At 61.6% G+C, this 18,099-nt stretch carries 18 protein-coding genes; 14 read left to right on the top strand and 4 right to left on the bottom strand.

Annotated features, from left to right (window positions below; genetic code table 11):
* Window positions 1-18 precede the first annotated feature (18 nt).
* On the bottom strand, window positions 19-1,335 hold the full coding sequence (locus tag NGJ21_RS08010) for a nucleotide sugar dehydrogenase (RefSeq protein WP_119688305.1): 1,317 nt from the start codon (window positions 1,333-1,335) through the stop codon (window positions 19-21).
* 341 nt (window positions 1,336-1,676) lie between these two features.
* On the opposite strand from NGJ21_RS08010, the gene NGJ21_RS08005 reads away from it, so the two are divergent.
* The 7 genes from NGJ21_RS08005 to NGJ21_RS07975 all read left to right on the top strand — a co-directional run bounded on the left by NGJ21_RS08005 (window position 1,677) and on the right by NGJ21_RS07975 (window position 8,101).
* Window positions 1,677-2,201, top strand: coding sequence for a hypothetical protein (locus NGJ21_RS08005; protein WP_251961995.1), 525 nt, complete (start codon window positions 1,677-1,679; stop codon window positions 2,199-2,201).
* Window positions 2,202-2,261: 60 nt separating this feature from the next.
* Window positions 2,262-2,702, top strand: a complete 441-nt coding sequence (locus NGJ21_RS08000) for a hypothetical protein (RefSeq protein ID WP_115273619.1) — start codon at window positions 2,262-2,264, stop codon at window positions 2,700-2,702.
* 114 nt (window positions 2,703-2,816) lie between these two features.
* Window positions 2,817-3,611 (top strand): hypothetical protein, encoded by a 795-nt coding sequence (locus NGJ21_RS07995; protein WP_052750401.1) that lies wholly within the window; start codon window positions 2,817-2,819, stop codon window positions 3,609-3,611.
* Window positions 3,608-4,273, top strand: a complete 666-nt coding sequence (locus tag NGJ21_RS07990; RefSeq protein WP_251961994.1) for an ABC transporter ATP-binding protein — start codon at window positions 3,608-3,610, stop codon at window positions 4,271-4,273. The genes NGJ21_RS07995 and NGJ21_RS07990 overlap by 4 nt, the downstream gene beginning before the upstream one ends.
* Entirely contained in the window at window positions 4,266-5,435 is a 1,170-nt protein-coding gene (locus NGJ21_RS07985) for an ABC transporter permease (protein WP_251961993.1), read from the top strand. Before NGJ21_RS07990 ends, NGJ21_RS07985 begins: the two co-directional genes overlap by 8 nt.
* Window positions 5,428-6,891 carry a TolC family protein gene (locus NGJ21_RS07980; protein ID WP_251961992.1) on the top strand — a complete coding sequence of 488 codons (1,464 nt, stop codon included), beginning with the start codon at window positions 5,428-5,430 and terminating at the stop codon, window positions 6,889-6,891. Before NGJ21_RS07985 ends, NGJ21_RS07980 begins: the two co-directional genes overlap by 8 nt.
* Before the next feature lie 97 nt (window positions 6,892-6,988).
* A complete protein-coding gene (locus tag NGJ21_RS07975; protein WP_251961991.1) occupies window positions 6,989-8,101 on the top strand; it encodes an efflux RND transporter periplasmic adaptor subunit in 1,113 nt (370 codons plus the stop codon).
* Between the two features lie 68 nt (window positions 8,102-8,169).
* On the opposite strand, the gene yaaA is transcribed toward NGJ21_RS07975, so the two are convergent.
* Window positions 8,170-8,949, bottom strand: coding sequence for a peroxide stress protein YaaA (yaaA, locus tag NGJ21_RS07970; protein WP_251961990.1), 780 nt, complete (start codon window positions 8,947-8,949; stop codon window positions 8,170-8,172).
* 136 nt (window positions 8,950-9,085) lie between these two features.
* On the opposite strand from yaaA, the gene NGJ21_RS07965 reads away from it, so the two are divergent.
* From NGJ21_RS07965 to moaE, 5 genes are all read left to right on the top strand, one after another.
* A complete protein-coding gene (locus NGJ21_RS07965) occupies window positions 9,086-10,213 on the top strand; it encodes a polysaccharide deacetylase family protein (protein ID WP_251962018.1) in 1,128 nt (375 codons plus the stop codon).
* Between the two features lie 281 nt (window positions 10,214-10,494).
* Window positions 10,495-11,889, top strand: coding sequence for a PhoH family protein (locus NGJ21_RS07960; protein ID WP_046784825.1), 1,395 nt, complete (start codon window positions 10,495-10,497; stop codon window positions 11,887-11,889).
* A 95-nt stretch (window positions 11,890-11,984) separates the two neighbouring features.
* On the top strand, window positions 11,985-12,455 hold the full coding sequence (gene moaC / locus NGJ21_RS07955) for a cyclic pyranopterin monophosphate synthase MoaC (protein WP_161871772.1): 471 nt from the start codon (window positions 11,985-11,987) through the stop codon (window positions 12,453-12,455).
* On the top strand, window positions 12,455-12,700 hold the full coding sequence (moaD, locus tag NGJ21_RS07950; RefSeq protein WP_012312828.1) for a molybdopterin converting factor subunit 1: 246 nt from the start codon (window positions 12,455-12,457) through the stop codon (window positions 12,698-12,700). The genes moaC and moaD overlap by 1 nt, the downstream gene beginning before the upstream one ends.
* 2 nt (window positions 12,701-12,702) lie before the next feature.
* Window positions 12,703-13,149 (top strand): molybdopterin synthase catalytic subunit MoaE, encoded by a 447-nt coding sequence (gene moaE, locus NGJ21_RS07945; protein ID WP_046784826.1) that lies wholly within the window; start codon window positions 12,703-12,705, stop codon window positions 13,147-13,149.
* A gap of 136 nt (window positions 13,150-13,285) precedes the next feature.
* On the opposite strand, the gene rhlB is transcribed toward moaE, so the two are convergent.
* Entirely contained in the window at window positions 13,286-14,737 is a 1,452-nt protein-coding gene (gene rhlB, locus NGJ21_RS07940) for an ATP-dependent RNA helicase RhlB (RefSeq protein WP_125923868.1), read from the bottom strand.
* Between the two features lie 100 nt (window positions 14,738-14,837).
* Window positions 14,838-15,494 (bottom strand): alpha/beta hydrolase, encoded by a 657-nt coding sequence (locus NGJ21_RS07935; protein ID WP_046784828.1) that lies wholly within the window; start codon window positions 15,492-15,494, stop codon window positions 14,838-14,840.
* A gap of 330 nt (window positions 15,495-15,824) precedes the next feature.
* Between NGJ21_RS07935 and NGJ21_RS07930 the strand changes: the two genes are divergently transcribed.
* Window positions 15,825-16,853: an amino acid ABC transporter substrate-binding protein gene (locus NGJ21_RS07930; protein WP_046784829.1), complete on the top strand. Its 1,029-nt coding sequence runs from the start codon at window positions 15,825-15,827 to the stop codon at window positions 16,851-16,853.
* A 67-nt stretch (window positions 16,854-16,920) separates the two neighbouring features.
* Window positions 16,921-18,099: an amino acid ABC transporter permease gene (locus NGJ21_RS07925; protein WP_119688313.1), complete on the top strand. Its 1,179-nt coding sequence runs from the start codon at window positions 16,921-16,923 to the stop codon at window positions 18,097-18,099.

Below are 18,099 nucleotides of genomic sequence, written 5' to 3'. Positions count from 1 at the left end.
CGCTGCCTGGCTGCTGGCTTACCAGCAGATGCCTTCGGTACGGCTGATGTTGCAGGTCGGTTTGCTCATGAAGCCGACCAGGTCGATCACTTGCTTGCCTTCCGGCGCTTGTTCGGCCAGGGCGCGGAACTGCTCGTCACGGTTGCCCAGGACGATGATGTCGGCGTTGTCGATGACCTTCTGGAAGTTGGCGTTGAGCAGCGACGAGACGTGCGGGATCTTCGACTCGATGTACTCTTTGTTCGCACCGTGAACACGGGCGTACTCGACGTTCTCGTCGTAGATGTCCAGTTGGTAGCCTTTGCCGATCAGGCGCTCGGCCAGCTCCACCAGCGGGCTTTCACGCAGGTCGTCGGTACCGGCCTTGAAGCTCAGGCCCAGCAAGGCGACCTTGCGCTTGTCGTGGGCTTCGATCAGTTCGAAGGCGTTCTGCACCTGAGATTCGTTGCTGCGCATCAGCGAGTCGAGCAGTGGCGCCCGTACGTCGAGGCTGGCGGCACGGTAGGTGAGGGCGCGCACGTCCTTGGGCAGGCACGAGCCGCCGAAGGCGAAGCCAGGGCGCATGTAGTACTGCGACAGGTTCAACACCTTGTCCTGGCAGACCACGTCCATCACGTCGCGGCCATCGACGCCGACGGCCTTGGCGATGTTGCCGATTTCGTTGGCGAAGGTGACCTTGGTGGCGTGCCAGACGTTGCAGGTGTACTTGATCATCTCGGCGACTTCGATCGGCTTGCGGATGATCGGTGCATCGAGTTCTTCGTACAGGCTTTGCAGGACGTCGCCGCTGGCGCTGTCCAGTTCGCCGATGACAGTCATAGGTGGGTGGTCGTAGTCCTTGATCGCGGTGCTTTCACGCAGGAACTCGGGGTTGACCGCGACGCCGAAGTCGACGCCGGCTTTCTTGCCCGAGCAGTCTTCGAGAATCGGGATGACCACGTTCTTGACCGTGCCTGGCAGCACCGTGCTGCGCACCACGATGGTGTGGCGGCGAGTGGTATCGCGCAGGACGTAGCCGATTTCGCGGCAGACCGACTCGATGTATTCCAGGCCCAGGTCGCCATTTTTCTTGCTTGGGGTACCGACGCAGATCATCGACACGTCGCTGGCGCGGATGGCCTCGGCGAAGTCGGTGGTGCCACGCAGGCGGCCGTTGGCGATGCCCTGCTGCAGCAGTGCTTCCAGGCCAGGTTCGACGATGGGCGACTTGCCCTGGTTGATCAGGTCGATCTTGGTGCTGGACACGTCCACACCAATCACGTCATGGCCTCGCGCCGTCAGGCAGCCTGCACAGACCGCACCCACATAACCCAAACCAAAGATGCTGATACGCATCGCTATCACCTCATGTGTTTATCACGCCAGCTCTTCCGGGAAGAGCCGGACCGGGTTGATTAACAACAGTTTTAGGGCGCACGGATCCCATGGCGAATGCACACTTCACCGAGCGCAGGCATGAATAAATCCGGAGCGCACAACGTTGTGCACTCAAAGTTGGCAGTCAAAGGCCAGTAATTAATAGGCGTGCCCTGAAATGCAGCCGTCTTTATTGCAAAGCGCTACTTGGCGCGTTGCTGTGCTTGTTCTTTCAAGTGGAAAAATCCTTTGAAATCAACCACTAGGACGATTCTTTAGGGGCGCGTCTCTCCTGCTGGGCAGGGCCTACGGGAGTACCCGTGGCATCTGTTAAAAGTTTCGGAGCCGCTATTGGTTCGCGGCTGCTTGTCATCTGTAAGTCATCTCTCACACCGCACAGGCATGAAATTCGTTACGGCACTATGAGCGATGCGTCACAGAAGAAGTTCCTGGGTGGGTTTCGCCTCGATGAAAGATTTCTAAATAATTCTTCAGTGGCGAATACTTTCAAACTGATAGCACGCCTCAGGCGCACCCCTGTATATAAAGGGCGAAATCCGGGTGAGATATTTTTGTGCCAGCACCGAAAAATTTTTTTCAAAATTCGTCAAAAAACTACGAATGGGCTTATGACGGTTTGCGATAACAGCTCGTATGCCGATTTTTTGGCGCTGGTTTGTTGGCATGGTGGCTGCGTGATCCCTGCTTCAGTGTGGTGCGGGTTCACATTCAGAAATATTCAAAGCCATGCGAAAGCTAAGGTTTTTCCGGGGCTGGTCGTTAACACCCTTGGACGCGCCTATTCGGAGCTGTCCATGAACGACGGAGCGTCTTGGGCAGCCTGAGGCCACTGGCCATCAGGGGCGTCTCATCCTTAATCACATGGAAGAGACGAGATCACGCTAATGAAAAAGACATCGCAGATTGTGCTTGCCACCGTATCGCTGCTTGCCGCCGGCCTGGCGCAGGCGGGGCCGCCGGTTGAGGTGACCATCAAAAATCTCGGCGCTCAGCCCGCAGTCATGAAACTGGTGACCTCAAATGAGACCAGTAGCTATCAGATCGCCAACCCTAAACCCTCCAATACGATTCCAGCCTCATCTTCCACCTTCATGCGCGTGCAGCGGTTGGTAAGCCCGGACGTAAATGGTGCGATGGTGCGCTACACCATTGGCAGCAAGACGTGCGCTTTTGGCACCACTTTTCAGATGCGCATGCTACCGGGTGGAATAAAGCAGCCCCAGTGGACCAAAACCGCAACGCCAAGTGGCGGAGCAACGTGCACGGCGACTATTACGAGTACATCCGCTGACTTCGCATGGAAAGTTGAATTCACGATGAGGTGAGTGGCGTTTCAGTCTTCTTCTCAACGTCTGCACTTTGCCGGTATGCGCCGGCGGAGTGTAATTGAAGTATTTGTGCGAAAGGTGGGTGCTGCATCAGCAGCAGGAGTTATGTATATGGATGGAGTCAATGGTCGTGGGGTATATAAAAGCCAGGTTGGCACGGCTCTAACTGTCAGGCGTGTAGAGGAGTCTGACCTTGTAGACGCGCAGAAAATAGACAGCAAAACGGGGAATGGCGAAGAAAAAATTTCGAGCCTGGCTAAACAGTTGAGCGCTGCTGCCGAGCGTGCGGCGTTGCGTGATAGCCAGCTCTCCCGTAGTGAGCTGGCAGACCTTGCAGCCAGCATTCTTGACCGGTTGGGAGGGCTTTCATATTCCTTGGCGAAAGACTTTTATGATTCACAGCTACCGGATACGGATAATGCCGAGTTGCTGGCGCGTGCGCGCCAAGCCAATGATTTTGCAAGTGGCAAAGGTAGCAACCCATTCAAGGGTTTTAGTCGCGAGCAGCTAAGCCTGATCATTTACGATGAAAGCGGGGCTTTCACGGTGAGTGAGCGGCGTGCTGCAATGTTCGAAAAAACAGACCAGCATAACCAGTGGGCACAATCAATAAGCGGCAAGATGAACGCTGAATATCAGCGAACGGGCCGAATTGATGAAGGGTTGCATGAAATTCTGGACTTTTATAATGCTCTACCGCCCATTGAAGTTGCCGAATATGGGAACTATGAGGCCGATATCATGATGCAGTTGTCGCAGCATGAAGTGCCGCAGCCGGAGTTTGATACTTCGTTGATCGACATGCTGGCAAAGGAGTGGAAATCGGCACGAAGCGATCAAGCGAAAGCACTCGACTCGCAGAGCGACGCTGCATTTCAGGGTGAGAATGGGGGGGGCAAGGCATGAACCCGATAGTCTGCGTGAACGGTATCGCGCGCATTCTGGGCTGCCAGCCAGTCCTGCAAGATGTCTCTTTGTCCATCCCCCGCGGCCAGACCTGCGCCATCATCGGCCCTTCCGGCTCGGGCAAAAGTACCTTGCTCAACCTGATCGGCCTGCTCGACCAGCCTTGCCGTGGCCAGATAGTGCTGGCTGGCCGGGACATGACCGCCGCCACCGCCGACCAGCGCGCAATCATGCGTAATCGCCTGCTGGGTTTCATCTTCCAGAGCTTCAACCTGCTGCCGCGCCTGACTGTGCTGGACAACGTCGCTTTGCCGTTGAGTTACCGGGGCATCGGGCGGGTAGCGGCACGCCAGGCGGCACAGCAGCAACTGGAGGCGGTCGGGCTAGGTCAGCGGGCGCAGCACCTGCCTGCCGACTTGTCCGGTGGCCAGCGGCAACGGGTCGCCATCGCCCGGGCGCTGGTGACGGAGCCTGCGTTGCTGCTGGCCGATGAGCCGACCGGTAATCTCGATGGCGCCACGGCCGAGGGTATCGCAGCGCTGTTACTGGCGCTCAATCGTGAGCGGGGCGTGACCTTGCTGATGGTCACCCACGACCCTGCCATGGCGCGGCGCATGGACCGTTGCATCGAGGTGCGCAACGGTGGGGCCTTTGATGCCTGAGGCCTATGGCCCTTCGTGGCCGCAGCGCTTGAGCGAGGCGTTGGCCAGCTTGCGTCAGGCAGGCCCCCGCGCCTGGCTGGCGCTGATCGGCATCGCTGTGGGGTGCGCTGCGCTGGTGGCCTTGCTCAATATCGGCCACAGCGCCACGCAGCATGCTCGGCAGCTGTATCGAGGCATGGGCAGTGAACTGCTGGTCGCCAATCTGCAACGCCCCGCTGAAGTTGCAGCACCCGTGGCACTGGACCTGTCAGTACTGCCAGCGTCCGTTCGCGCCGCTGCGCCATTGCTGGTTTCTGTGGCCACAGTGCAATTGGCAAGCAAGCGCCATGAGACCCTTGTCGGCGCAAGCACGCTGCAACTGGCGCAAGTGCTGGACCTGCAAGCCAGCCAGGGCCGCTTGTTGTCCGCCTACGACGATGACACCACGCATGTATTGCTGGGGGCTACGCTGGCCCGGCAACTGGGTGCGCGTGTGGGCGATCGTCTGCAGTCGGGCCGCTACCTGTTCGAGGTGGTTGGCGTGCTTGCGCAGCGGGGTTACAACCCGATGCTGCCAATACAGGTCGACGATGTTCTGCTGATGCCCTTGCCGGGTATGCGCCGCCTGGGCGCTGCGCCCGAGGTGGGGACGGTGCTTGCACGCGGGCATGATGTCGCGGTGTTGACGGGCACGGCGCAGGCGCTGACTGACTACCTGGTTGCACGATTGCCAGGTTACGAGGTCGACGTGCAACTGCCACAGCAGCTGCTGGAAGGGATGGCCAACCAGTCACGGATGTTCACGTGGGTGCTCGCCGGGTTCGCCGGTATCGCATTGCTGTTGGGTGGGGGCGGGGTGATGAATGTGATGCTGATGAGCGTTGCGCAGCGCCGTCGCGAGATCGGCGTGCGCTTGGCGCTGGGCGCACGCACCCGCGATATTGCCTGGTTGTTCCTGCTCGAAGCGCTGTTGCTGGCGGTTGGCGGAGCGTTGCTCGGAACACTGGTGGGGCTAGCGGCGAGCTGGGGCTTTGCCCTGGTGTCAGGCTGGCGCTATGCGCTGGATGCGTCATCGATAGCGCTGGGCATGGGCAGCGCGTTGGCGCTCGGCCTTTTCTTCGGCTTGCAACCGGCACTGGCGGCGGCGCACCTGCAACCTGTATTGGCGTTGCGCGATGACTAGATGGCTCGTTTTTCTGTGCTTGGCGCTGCTGGGCGGTGCCGTACTGGCTGCTGATCCGCTGCAGCTGCCGCGTTCGGACCAGGGCTTTGCGGTGTCGGCCACTGCCTGGGCGGCCAGCGGGGGCGCCGAGGTATCGCTGGAGCTGGCCGATGCCGTTGCCTTGGCCCTGCGCGACAACCGCGCCGTTCGCAGTGCTTATCTTGAGCGCATCGCGCAGAAATTCGACCTGCGCGTGGCGCGTGATCACTATGCCCCGCAGCTGTCATTCAAGGCACGCTACCTTGGCAATCGCAACAGTGATGACCACTACCGCGAAGTCCAGCTCGCTCCGGCGGCGAGCCTGCTCACGCCCTACGGCACACGGCTGAGCCTGGACTGGGCGTACGGCCAGACACGCGCCGACAGGGCTGGCGTACATTACCGTGATGGCGCCAACCTGATGGTGATTCAGCCGCTGCTGCGCGGTGCCGGGCGCGAGGTGGCCAGTGCACCGCTACGCCAGGCGCTGCTGGCCGAGCAACTAAACCGGCTGGTGCTCAAAGACCGCGTGGCTGAAGTGATCACGCGTACCATCCTGCACTATCGCGAACTGCTTCACGCCCAGGAGCAGTTGCACATTGCCCAGCAGGCGCTGGCCCGGGCGCAGCAGTTGGTAGAGGTGAACCAGGCGCTGATCGCTGCCGGGCGCATGGCCGCATTCGACAAGGTTCAGGCCGAAGCCGAGGTGGCTGGGCAGGAGTTGGCGCTCGAAAGCAGCCGTAATCAGCTCCACGCAAGCCGGCTGGCGTTGGCCCAGGTGTTGGCAGTGGACCTGGCCACCCCTTTGCGAGCAGTGGAAAAGGTCCACGTCCAGCGCTTGCAGGTCGATACTGCGCAGGCACTGACCCAAGCCGAAGCGCTGCAGCCTGCGTATCTGATGCAGGTGATCACGGGTGAGCAGGCGTTGATTGAGCTGCAGGTGGCACGCAATGAGCAATGGTGGGACGTGTCGCTGGTCGGCGGGGCCAGCCAGACGCGCCAGCGCCCTGGCAACCAGGCCGGCTGGGAGCACTATGTAGGGCTGGAGCTGGAAATACCGCTTGGAGACCTGAGCCGGCGTCAGGCCGAGGTACGTGCCCGCGTGGCGGTCGAAAGGCAGCAGGTCAGCCTGGCCGAGGCGCGCCAGCAACTCCAGCGCGATGTGTTGACTGCAGTGCGCGATTCCCAGGTGCGTTGGCGCCAGCTGGAAATTGCCGCACGGGCGCTGGCGCTATCGCGGCGCAAACTGGAGATAGAACAGGAAAAACTCGCCGTCGGACGCTCGAGCAATTTCCAGGTGCTCAGCTTCGAGAGCGATTTGCGCCATGCGCAGAGCGTCGAACTGGATGCCAGAATTGCCTACCTCAATGGCCAGGCTGAACTCGACCGGACACTGGGTACCACGCTGGAAAGCTGGGCTGTGGCGCTCAATGATTAGGTGGCGGTTGCTGTTGTGGCTGCTGGCGTGGCCGGCAGCGTGGCTCCTGTGGCAAGCCTGGCCTGCTAGCCAGGGACAGGATGTCGCGGCGCGCTGGTTGTGGGTTGAGCCGCAGCGGCTGGAAAGCCGGGTGGGCCTGGTCGGCAGGGTCCAGGCGGTCCGCCAGCAGATCCAGGCTGCGCCATTCGACGGGGTGGTCACCGAAGTGGAGGTGGAGCCAGGGCAGCGGGTGGCTCCAGGCCAGCCACTGTTCAGGCTCGATACCGCACAACTGGATGTGCAGATACGCCAGGCCGAGGCCGAGTGGCTCAAGGCGCGGACAAGCGTGCGCCTGCTGCAGGGTTGGCAAACCGGGCCGCAGGTGGCCCGTGCGCGCCGCGCGATGTTCGGCGCCCGGGGGGCTTTGGCAGCCAGCGAGGGCGCGCTGGCAGACACACGACGCCTGTTCGAGCGGGGGATCGTCGCCCGCATCGAGGTCGACAGCCTGGCGCAGCAGGTAGTCGCTCAGCGCGAGGCACTGCAAGATGCCGAACAGGAGCTGAGCCTGGTGCGCGAACGCGGGCGAGGCGATGAGCTGCGCATTGCACAGATGGCGCTGGCTAATACCCACGCCCGCTGGCAGGCGATGCTGGCCCAGCGTGAGCGCAGGGTGGTCAGGGCGCCTTTTGCGGCCTTGGTGGTGCGTGCCGACAACGCTGGGGGCGGTGCCTCACGGCACCTGCAAGCGGGCCAGCAGGTGAGCCAGGGTGCGCCATTGCTGACGCTGGTCGACCTGAGCCAGCTGCAGGTGCTTGCCGCAGTCCAGGAGCATGATCTGGACAGGCTGCGCGAAGGGCTGGAGGTCGAGGTCATCATCGCCGGTCAGCCACTTGCCGGCCAGGTGCAACGCGTTGCCCTTCAGGCCAGGGACGATGAAGGGCAGGGGGCCTGGTACGACGTGCGGGTGGCCTTGGAAATACCGAGGGAGCCGCCGACACCATTGTTGCGCCTTGGGATGACGGCGCAATTGACAGTGATCGCGCACAGAACGGAACAGGGCATTGCGGTACCGGCAGAGGCGCTGCAGGTGGATGAGGCGGGGCAGGCTTACGTGGTTTACCGGGCTACGGCAGATCGACAGGGGCGCAAGGTACCGGTCACGGCAGGTGTCGCGGTAGCGCAGGGGGTCGAGGTGCAGGGGCTATCGGCGGGTTATGTGCAAATTCCGTAAAGGGCCGCTGTGCGGCCCGGTCGGTTGTCACAGATCCAGGGATCAGGGCTTGGCGGTGGTGCAGGCACTCACTCGGCCGGATGATCGCGCAAGAACACCAGGTGATCAGGCTTGGACTGTTCGGCGCTGTAGTAGTAGCCCTGTACATCGAACTGCTTGAGCTGCTGCGGGTCATTGACCCGTTCCTGGATCACGAAGCGGCTCATCATGCCGCGGGCTTTCTTGGCGTAGAAACTGATGATCTTGTACTGACCGTTCTTCAGGTCCTTGAAGTCGACGTTGATTACCCGGCCTTTCAGGGCGCTGCGTTTCACCGCGCTGAAATACTCGTTGCTGGCCAGGTTCAACAGCAGGTCATCGCCCTGCTCGGTCAGCGCCTGGTTCAGCCATTGGCTGATACGCGTGCCCCAGAAGGCATACAGGTCCTTGCCACGGGCATTGGCCAGCTTGGTACCCATTTCCAGGCGGTAAGGCTGCATCAGGTCGAGCGGGCGCAGCAGGCCGTACAGGCCGGAAAGCGTGCGCAGGTGCTGCTGGGCGTAGGTGAAGTCGTCTTCGCTCAGGGTTTCGGCGTCCAGCCCGGTATACACGTCACCCTTGAAGGCCAGCAGGGCCTGCTTGGCGTTTGCCGGCGTGAAGTCTGGCGTCCAGCTGCCAAAGCGGGCGGCGTTGAGACCGGCGAGCTTGTCCGACAGGTGCATCAGCTCGCTGATCTGCGCCGGTGACAGCTCACGCAGTTGCACGATCAGTTCCTGGGAGTCGTCCAGGTACTGGGGCAGGGTAAAACGCTCGGTCACCGGTGGGGTGTCGTAATCGAGGGTCTTGGCGGGGGAAATCACCGTCAGCATCGGGTCGGCTCCTGAAATCGTTGCCGGGGATTCTACGGATTGAAGGGGGGAACGCCAAACTATGGCGACAATAGTCACAGACCATCGGATGAGCAGGCGCTATAGTGCGCGTTTCGCTGTGACGGAGAGACCGATCGTGCGCATTGCCGGTGCCTTGCTGGCCTCACTCCTGAGCCTGGCCGCCCAAGCCGCTCCTATCCCCCCCGCCAGCCTGGACCGCAGCCTGTGGCCCGAACAGTTGGACAGCCCTGCATTGTTCGATGTCGCCTCGCGCGCAGAGATCCTGTCGTTTGCCCAGGTACTGCACGAAAGTGAGCTGCTCGACGATGGGGCGCTGGCTGCGCGCCTGGGCTTGCGGCAGATCAACCTGCAGAAGGTCCGGGCGCTGCGGGCGCGCATGTGGCAGCGTTTGTGGCAGGGCTACCAGCAGGCCCAGCGCAGCTGCGAGCAGGATGCCTCGTTCTGCTACGTGGTGGAGTCCATGGCCGATTTGCGCACAAGGGCTGCGACGTTCGCTACCGATGTCGGCACCTTCTATACCGGCTGGGTCGAACCAAGCCACCAGTTCCATGTGCGCTACCTGGATGAGCAACTGCGCAAGGCGGCGCTGTTGCCGCAGATCACCAGCGAGGTCGAACGCCTGTCCAATCGTGAGCGCAGCGGCGATGAGCTGAATGACCGCATGTTCTTGCTGACCTTCGTGGGCGGCCCCGGCCCCCAGGGCAGCACGACCGACACGCTGACCGCTTACCTGCGCAAACAGAAGATGCAGGGCACCTTCTTTGTACTGGGCAACCGCTTGCAGCAGCGCCGTGACGCTGGAGCGGCCAATGCGCTGGGGCAGCTCTATGATGGCCAGTGCGTGGGGCTTCAGGGGTGGGAGTATCGCTCGCATGCCCAGTGGAATGGCTGGCAGGATTCGCTCAGGCGCAGCCAGGCGCGGGTCCAGGCCGACCTGCCTGAGCAGTATGTGCCGTTGTTCCGCCCGCCCTATGGCCAGCGCCGGGCCGATGGCGAGGCATTCATGGCCAGCCAGCAGCTGCGGGTGTCGCTGTGGGATATCGACGCACAGGATGACGGCCCGTTGACAGCCCAAGCCTCGGCCCAGCGGGTGGTGACCTTGATGCTGCTGTGGCGCAAGGGCGTGATCCAGTTCCATGACAGCCTGCCCAAGGCGCAGCCGGCGGTGCAATGGTTGCTGGAACATACCGCGCAAAGCGGCATTGGCTGGGAGGATTGCCGTGAATACGGCTATCAGGAATAACGGGTCTGACTTCTGACTGTAGTCCCGTCTGGGTCCATCGCCAAGTCCTGTTCGTCAATCGGAAAAATAAACTTCACCAACACGTAAAAATGCTTTTTTTAGTCATGCTTTTTGCGGTATGAAGAAACCAGACAGCCGATTCCTGCAGCACAGGTGGCGTCATCCGAGCCCACCTTGCCAGGTTCACTTCCCGCCCGTAGCAACGCGGATACGGGGAGAACGGCAGTCACTCTGCGGCGCAGCAGACCGCGCCGTGTGGCTTCGACATAAGGTGACCGAGTATGGATGACCAAGGACGCAACCCTTCCTCCAGCAAGCCAATCCTCTATGTGCTCGATACCAACGTCCTGATTCACGACCCCAACGCACTTCTCAACTTCGAGGAGCACCACGTCGCCCTTCCGATGACGGTGCTGGAGGAACTCGACAAGCTCAAGACCGGTAAACAGTCCATCGCCGCCGAATGTCGCCAGGCCATCCGCCTGATCGACCAGACCCTCGGTGACGCCTCGCCCAGCGATGTCGAGCAGGGCGTACCCATACAGCGTGGCAAGAGTGGGCCCAAGGGCTTCCTTTCGATCCTGATGAGCCCACGCAACGAACCCAACCGGCTGCTGCCGGAGAACCTCAACGACAACATCATCATCAACCAGTTGCTGGAACTTCGGGCCAAACGTGCCGACCTGGACGTGGTGCTGGTAACCAAAGACATCAACATGCGCCTTAAGGCGCGGGCCTGCGGTATCGCGGCCGAAGATTACAGCACCGACCAGCTGGTCGATGACGTCTCGCTGCTTTCCAAGGGCTACCACTCGGTCACCGGTTCGTTCTGGGACCGTGTCAGCAAGGTCGATACCCGTCAGGAGCGGGGCCGAACCTGGCACCGGGTGCAACTGATCGACAACCTGCCGGCAGTGCATGTCAACGAGTTCATCATCGATGAGCAAGGGTTCGTCGGCTGGATCAAGGGCATCCGCGAAGATGAACTGCTGCTGCTCGACCTGCACCAGGAGCCACTGCTGCACCAGGAGGCCTGGGGCCTCAAACCGCGGGATATCCATCAAAGCCTGGCGCTGTTCGCGTTGCTCGACCCGGATATCCACCTGGTCAACCTGACCGGCGCCGCCGGCTCCGGCAAGACTATCCTGGCGCTGGCAGCGGCTATCGAGCAGACCATGGTCAGCAAGCGTTACCGCCGTATCATCGCCACCCGCAGCGTGCAGGGGCTGGACCAGGAAATCGGTTTCCTGCCGGGGACCGAAGCCGAGAAAATGGAACCTTGGCTGGGTGCGATCACCGACAACCTCGAAGCGTTGCACATGGATGACGAGAGCACCCACGGCAGTGTCGAGTACATCCTCGAGCGGGTCCCGCTGCAGTTCAAATCGCTGAACTACATCCGGGGCCGCAGCTTCCAGCAGAGCCTGATCCTGATCGACGAGTGCCAGAACCTGACGCCGCACCAGATGAAAACCATCATCACCCGTGCCGGCTCTGGTTCCAAGGTGGTCTGCCTGGGCAACCTGGCGCAGATCGACACCCCCTACCTGTCCGCGACCAGTTCGGGCCTGACCTACCTGACCGAACGCTTCAAGGACTTCCCCCACGGCGTGCACATCACCTTGCAAGGTGTACCGCGCTCGGTGCTGGCCGAGTACGCCGAGTCGCATCTGTAACCTCTCGAACCGGGCGGTGCGCCGCCCGGTTTTTTCCACTGCTCAAACCTGACCCACAGGTTTACACTCTGTGTTCCCTTCACAGGAGCAGAGCAGTGCTGACACATCTTGATTCCCAGGGGCGGGCCAACATGGTCGACGTCACTGAAAAGGCCGTGACCGAGCGCGAGGCCACCGCTGAGGCGCGCGTGCGGATGTTGCCGCAGACCTTGCAGATGATCGTCGAGGGTGAGCACCCTAAGGGCGATGTGTTCGCCGTGGCGCGTATCGCCGGCATTCAGGCGGCGAAGAAGACCAGCGACCTGATTCCGTTGTGCCACCCTTTGATGCTCACCAGCGTCAAGGTCGAACTCAGCGCAGAAGGCACGGATGTGGTGCGCATCGTCGCGCGCTGCAAGCTGGCCGGACAGACCGGTGTGGAGATGGAAGCATTGACCGCTGCCAGCGTCGCGGCGCTGACGATCTATGACATGTGCAAGGCCGTGGACAAGGGTATGGTCATCGAGCAGGTGCGCCTGCTGGAAAAGCTCGGTGGCAAAAGCGGCCACTACAAGGTGGATGCGTGATGAACGTGAAAGTGATGTATTTCGCCCGTTACCGTGAGTTGCTTGGTGTGGATGCCGAGCGCCTGGAGGGCGACTTCAAGGTGCTTGACGATGTACGCCAGGCCCTGGTGGCCAAGGGTGGGCAGTACCAGGTGCTGGCCGAGCAGAACCTGATGTGCGCGCGCAACGAAGAGCTGTGCAGGCTCGATGAGCCGCTGGAAGCGGGCGATGAGGTGGCGTTCTTCCCACCGGTGACCGGAGGCTGAGCATGGCAGTGCGAGTGCAGGATGGCGCGTTCGACCCCGGGGTCGAGGTCAATGCCATGCATGCCGCCAATGTTGGCGTGGGCGCGGTGGTCGGGTTCGTTGGTTACGTGCGCGATTTCAATGATGGCCGGGACGTGGCCGGGATGTTCCTGGAGCATTACCCTGGCATGACCGAGAAGGCTTTGGCGAAGATCGTGGTCGAGGCCGAGCAGCGCTGGCCGTTGCTGAAGGTTGAAGTGCTGCATCGTATTGGTGCGCTGGAGCCTGGGGAGCCGATCGTGTTCGTGGGGGTGGCCAGTGCCCATCGGCAGGCGGCTTTCGATGCCTGCAATTTCATCATGGATTACCTGAAGACCCGTGCGCCGTTCTGGAAGAAGGAGAATACCCAGGAGGGCCCGCGCTGGGTCGAAGGCAGGCAGAGTGATCAGGATGCGGCGGGGCGCTGGTAAGGTCTGATCGATTGGCCGGGGCTTTGCCCCGGATCGCCGGCAAGCCGGCTCCTACAGGTACCCCGTCGCTCTCAAACTCAGCGCAAACCCAGTGTGAGCCGGCTTGCCGGCGATTGGGCTGCAAAGCAGCCCTGTATCAATGGTGTTTGCGCGGCACCGGCGTGAGCAGCTCGTCCGGTGGCATCTCGCACTTGATCTTGCGCCCCAGCAACTCTTCGATCGCCGGCAACTGGTAGGAGTCATCCTCGCCGGCAAAGCTGATCGACACGCCACTGGTGCCGGCACGGCCCGTACGACCGATGCGGTGCACGTAGTCATCCGGGTCTTCCGGCAGGGTGAAGTTGATCACATGGCTGATGCCGTCGATGTGAATGCCTCGCCCCGCCACGTCGGTGGCCACCAGCACGGTAATCCGGCCCTCGCGGAAGCTTTCCAGGGTACGTATGCGCTTGTGCTGCGGCACATCGCCCGACAGCTGGGCGGCATTGATACCGTCGCGCACCAGTTTTTCCTCGATACGCCGCACTTCGTCCTTGCGGTTGGCGAACACCATCACCCGTTCCCACTTGTTCTGGGTCACCAGGTTGTACAGCAGCTTGTACTTGTCGCTGCCCGCCACTGCGAACACGTGCTGTTCGACGGTTTCGCTGGCGACATTCTCCGGCTCGATCTCGACGATCGCAGGGTCGGTGGTCCACTGCTTGGCCAGGTTCATCACGTCGTCGGTGAAGGTGGCAGAGAACAGCAGGGTCTGGCGCTCGCTCTTGGGCGGGGTCTGGCGGATGATCTGCCGTACCTGCGGGATGAAGCCCATGTCCAGCATGCGGTCGGCTTCGTCCAGCACCATCACCTCGACCATGTCCAGGTGCACATCGCCCCGCTGGTTGAAGTCCAGCAGGCGGCCAGGGGTAGCCACCAGGATGTCACAATGGCGCGCTTCGAGCGCCTTGAGCTGCTTGTCGAAGTCCATGCCGCCGACGAAGGTCATGACGTTCAGGCCGGTGTATTTGGTCAGGGCGGCGGCGTCCTTGGCGATCTGTACCACCAGCTCGCGGGTTGGCGCGATGATCAGTGCACGCGGCTCGCCCATGTAGCGCTCTTTGGGCGGCGGCGTCTGCTGCAACTGAGAGATGATCGAGATGAGGAACGCGGCGGTCTTGCCGGTGCCGGTCTGCGCGCGCCCGATGGCGTCCTGGCCACGCAGGGTGTGGCCCAGCACCTGGGCCTGAATCGGCGTGCAGTACGGGAAGCCCAGGTCATGGATGGCGTGCATCAGCTCGTTGGAGAGCTTGAAGTCGTGGAAGCGGGTCTTGCCTTCCTGCGGTTCGACCACGAAGTCTTCCGGCTTCCACAGGCTGGCCTGGGGTTTGGGCTTGCGTTCGCGGCGCGGCTTGTCCATGGCCGGTTGCTCGGCAACGGGCGCGGCTGCAGGCATCTGGGCCTTGGCGGCGGGTTTGGTGCGCGGCGTGGAGGGCTGCGGCTCGGGCTGAGCCATGGGGGCCGCAGGCGGGGTGATGCTGGCAGCAGGAGCGGCGGCCTGAGGTGCCGGGTCTCCCTTGCCGAATATTTTCTTGAGTGCCTTGAGCACGATCGTCTCATCAACTGATTTAGGAATGTACGCCGGGCAGTGTAATGCAAGATCTGGGCGCGGCGTAGCGGAATGCGCCCACAACTACAAGAGAGCCTGCCTATTGCAGTTGCTTGCTCAGCCAGTCGTGGATATCGCTCAGCTCTGCCACCACCACCTCGTGTTCCATTGGGTATTCCTGCCACCGCGCGGCCACGCCCCAGGTGTTCAGGTACTCGAAGGCGGTGCGGCCCATGGAGGGGATCACCACCGGGTCGTGCACGCCGTGCAGGCACAGGGCCGGGGTACGTTGCTGGCAGGCGCTCAGCTGATGGCCGTCGTTGAAGGTTGGTGCATAGGTAGACAGTGCGATCACGCCGCCCAGTGCCTCTTGCCACTTTATATAAGCAGTGTGCAGCACCACGGCGCCGCCCTGGGAGAACCCGGCCAGGATGATCCGTGCCAGGTCGATGCCTTTGGCCCGCTCGGCCTCGATCAGGGCAATGATCTGGTCAGCCGATTCTTCCAGCTGCGCTTCGTCGATGGCGCGGGCCGGGGTCATGGCCTTGATGTCGTACCAACTGGGCATTGCATAGCCGCCGTTGATGGTGACAGGCCGGGTCGGCGCCTGGGGCATGACGAACCGCGTGCTGAGCAGACGCTCCTGCATGAATTCGGCAACCGGTAGGAAGTCGTAACGGTCGGCGCCCAGGCCGTGCAACCAGATCACACAGGCGTCTGCGGTTTTCTGGGGTTCGAGAATCAACGGGTGGGTCATGACTGCTCCGAAAGTGTGCGAATCGTATGAAGGCATGCGCAAAAAGAAGGCGCTGGAAATGATTGTCGGAAAAAGAATGTCGCAACGATACAACTTTCCCTACTTGACGAGCGCTTAAACGCTTTAGCCGCCAACTGTGGTACGCCCCTTGCTATGAAACCTTCGATGCAAGGGTCGGGCCGGTACGGTAACACCCTTGTCACGCGAAGGCTGTCATAGAACAGCCCATTGCGCCATTGACCCAATAACAAGCCAACAAGGGTCGGATGCGCCTCATAAGGGTGCGGTGCAATTCCGGCTCGTACAACAAGAGCGATTTGGAGGTTGTGAATGAAGATGTTGAAAACCACCCTGGCAGTCCTCACCGCTGCCGCCGCGCTGGGCGCCGTGAGCAATGCCCAGGCCGGCGCCACCCTCGATGCGGTCAAGAAGAAGGGCTTCGTCCAGTGTGGCGTGAGCGACGGTCTTCCAGGCTTCTCGGTACCTGATGCGCAGGGCAAGATCGTCGGTATCGACGCTGATGTCTGCCGCGCCGTGGCCGCCGCCGTGTTCGGCGATGCCACCAAGGTCAAGTTCAGCCAGCTCAACGCCAAGGAACGCTTCACTGCGCTGCAGTCCGGCGAAGTCGACGTGCTGTCGCGCAACACCACCTGGACCAGCTCGCGCGATGCCGGCATGGGCCTGGTGTTCGCAGGCGTCACTTACTATGACGGCGTCGGCTTCCTGGTCAACAAGAAGCTGGGTGTTTCCAGTGCCAAGGAACTCGATGGCGCGACCATCTGCATCCAGGCAGGCACCACCACCGAGCTGAACGTGTCCGACTACTTCCGCGCCAACGGCCTGAAGTACACCCCGATCACCTTCGATACCTCCGACGAGAGCGCCAAATCGCTGGAGTCGGGCCGTTGCGACGTGCTGACCTCGGACAAGTCGCAGCTGTTCGCCCAGCGTTCCAAGCTGGCCGGGCCAACCGACTACGTGGTGCTGCCGGAAACCATCTCCAAGGAACCGCTGGGCCCGGTGGTGCGCAAGGGCGACGAGGAGTGGTTCAGCATCGTCAAGTGGACCCTGTTCGCCATGCTCAATGCCGAAGAGGCGGGCGTCACTTCGAAGAACGTCGAAGCCGAGGCCAAGTCCACCAAGAACCCGGACACCGCCCGCCTGCTCGGCGCTGACGGTGAGTACGGCAAGGACCTGAAGCTGCCCAAGGACTGGGTAGTGCAGATCGTCAAGCAAGTGGGTAACTATGGCGAGGTGTTCGAGAAGAACCTGGGCCAGAGCACTGACCTGAAGATCGACCGTGGCATGAACGCCCTGTGGAACAACGGCGGCATCCAGTACGCGCCACCTGTGCGCTGATGGCTGCACCCTGCGGCGGCATTCCGCCGCCGCAGGCTGTTCGAATCCCTACTGTCCGGGGCACTTCATGCAAAATCGAATCGGCGCACAAAAGGGGCTGACCCTGAGCGATCCACGTGTGCGCGCGTGGTTGTTCCAGATTCTCACGATCATCTTCGTGGTGGGTCTGGGCTGGTACCTGTTCCACAATACTCAAACCAACCTGCAACACCGGGGCATTACGTCCGGCTTCGACTTCCTCGACCGCAGTGCCGGCTTCGGCATCGCCCAGCATCTGATTCCCTATGTGGAGTCCGACAGCTATGCGCGGGTGTTCGTGATCGGCTTGCTCAATACCCTGCTGGTCACCTTCATCGGCGTTATCCTGGCAACGATCCTGGGGTTCATCATCGGTGTGGCTCGCCTGTCACCGAACTGGATGATCAACAAGCTGGCGACCGTGTATGTCGAGACGTTCCGCAACATCCCGCCGCTGCTGCAGATCCTCTTCTGGTATTTCGCCGTGTTCCTGACCCTGCCGGGGCCACGGGGCAGCATCAGCTTCGACGATGCCTTCTTCATCAGCAATCGTGGCCTGAACATGCCCGGCGCCCTGATGGCCGACGGCTTCTGGCCGTTCGTCGCTGCCGTAGCCCTGGCGATCGTAGCCATCATGGCGATGGTGCGTTACGCCAACAAGCGCTTCAACGAAACCGGCGAGCCGTTCCATAAGTTCTGGGCAGGGCTTGCCCTGTTGGTGGTGATTCCAGGCCTCTGTGCATTGCTGTTCGGCAGCCCTGTGCAGTGGGAAGTCCCGCAGCTCAAAGGTTTCAACTTCGTTGGCGGCTGGGTACTGATCCCGGAACTGCTGGCGCTGACCTTGGCGCTGACCATCTACACCGCCGCGTTCATCGCCGAAATCGTGCGTTCGGGCATCCGTTCGGTCAGCCATGGCCAGACCGAAGCCGCCCGTTCGCTCGGGCTGCGCGAAGGCCCGACGCTGCGCAAGGTGATCATCCCCCAGGCACTGCGGGTGATCATTCCGCCACTGACCAGCCAGTACCTGAACCTGGCGAAGAACTCGTCGCTGGCGGCCGGTATCGGCTACCCGGAGATGGTCTCGCTGTTCGCCGGTACCGTACTCAATCAGACCGGCCAGGCCATCGAGGTGATCGCCATCACCATGAGTGTCTATCTCGCCATCAGCATCAGCATCTCGCTGCTGATGAACTGGTACAACAAGCGCATTGCGCTGATCGAGCGGTGA

It is taken from the genome of Pseudomonas sp. Marseille-Q5299 (assembly GCF_943737035.1).
In the GTDB taxonomy this organism is placed as follows: domain Bacteria; phylum Pseudomonadota; class Gammaproteobacteria; order Pseudomonadales; family Pseudomonadaceae; genus Aquipseudomonas; species Aquipseudomonas putida_E.
Note: the sequence above shows the minus strand (reverse complement) of the source record. Positions and strands in the feature narration are given on the sequence as shown.

Coding starts and splice junctions, on each gene's coding strand:
- NGJ21_RS08010 (WP_119688305.1), bottom strand. CDS start 1,335: ATGCGTATCAGCATCTTTGGTTTGGGTTATGTGGGTGCGGTCTGTGCA.
- NGJ21_RS08000 (WP_115273619.1), top strand. CDS start 2,262: ATGAAAAAGACATCGCAGATTGTGCTTGCCACCGTATCGCTGCTTGCC.
- NGJ21_RS07995 (WP_052750401.1), top strand. CDS start 2,817: ATGGATGGAGTCAATGGTCGTGGGGTATATAAAAGCCAGGTTGGCACG.
- NGJ21_RS07990 (WP_251961994.1), top strand. CDS start 3,608: ATGAACCCGATAGTCTGCGTGAACGGTATCGCGCGCATTCTGGGCTGC.
- NGJ21_RS07985 (WP_251961993.1), top strand. CDS start 4,266: ATGCCTGAGGCCTATGGCCCTTCGTGGCCGCAGCGCTTGAGCGAGGCG.
- NGJ21_RS07980 (WP_251961992.1), top strand. CDS start 5,428: ATGACTAGATGGCTCGTTTTTCTGTGCTTGGCGCTGCTGGGCGGTGCC.
- yaaA (WP_251961990.1), bottom strand. CDS start 8,949: ATGCTGACGGTGATTTCCCCCGCCAAGACCCTCGATTACGACACCCCA.
- NGJ21_RS07960 (WP_046784825.1), top strand. CDS start 10,495: ATGGATGACCAAGGACGCAACCCTTCCTCCAGCAAGCCAATCCTCTAT.
- moaD (WP_012312828.1), top strand. CDS start 12,455: ATGAACGTGAAAGTGATGTATTTCGCCCGTTACCGTGAGTTGCTTGGT.
- moaE (WP_046784826.1), top strand. CDS start 12,703: ATGGCAGTGCGAGTGCAGGATGGCGCGTTCGACCCCGGGGTCGAGGTC.
- NGJ21_RS07935 (WP_046784828.1), bottom strand. CDS start 15,494: ATGACCCACCCGTTGATTCTCGAACCCCAGAAAACCGCAGACGCCTGT.
- NGJ21_RS07930 (WP_046784829.1), top strand. CDS start 15,825: ATGAAGATGTTGAAAACCACCCTGGCAGTCCTCACCGCTGCCGCCGCG.
- NGJ21_RS07925 (WP_119688313.1), top strand. CDS start 16,921: ATGCAAAATCGAATCGGCGCACAAAAGGGGCTGACCCTGAGCGATCCA.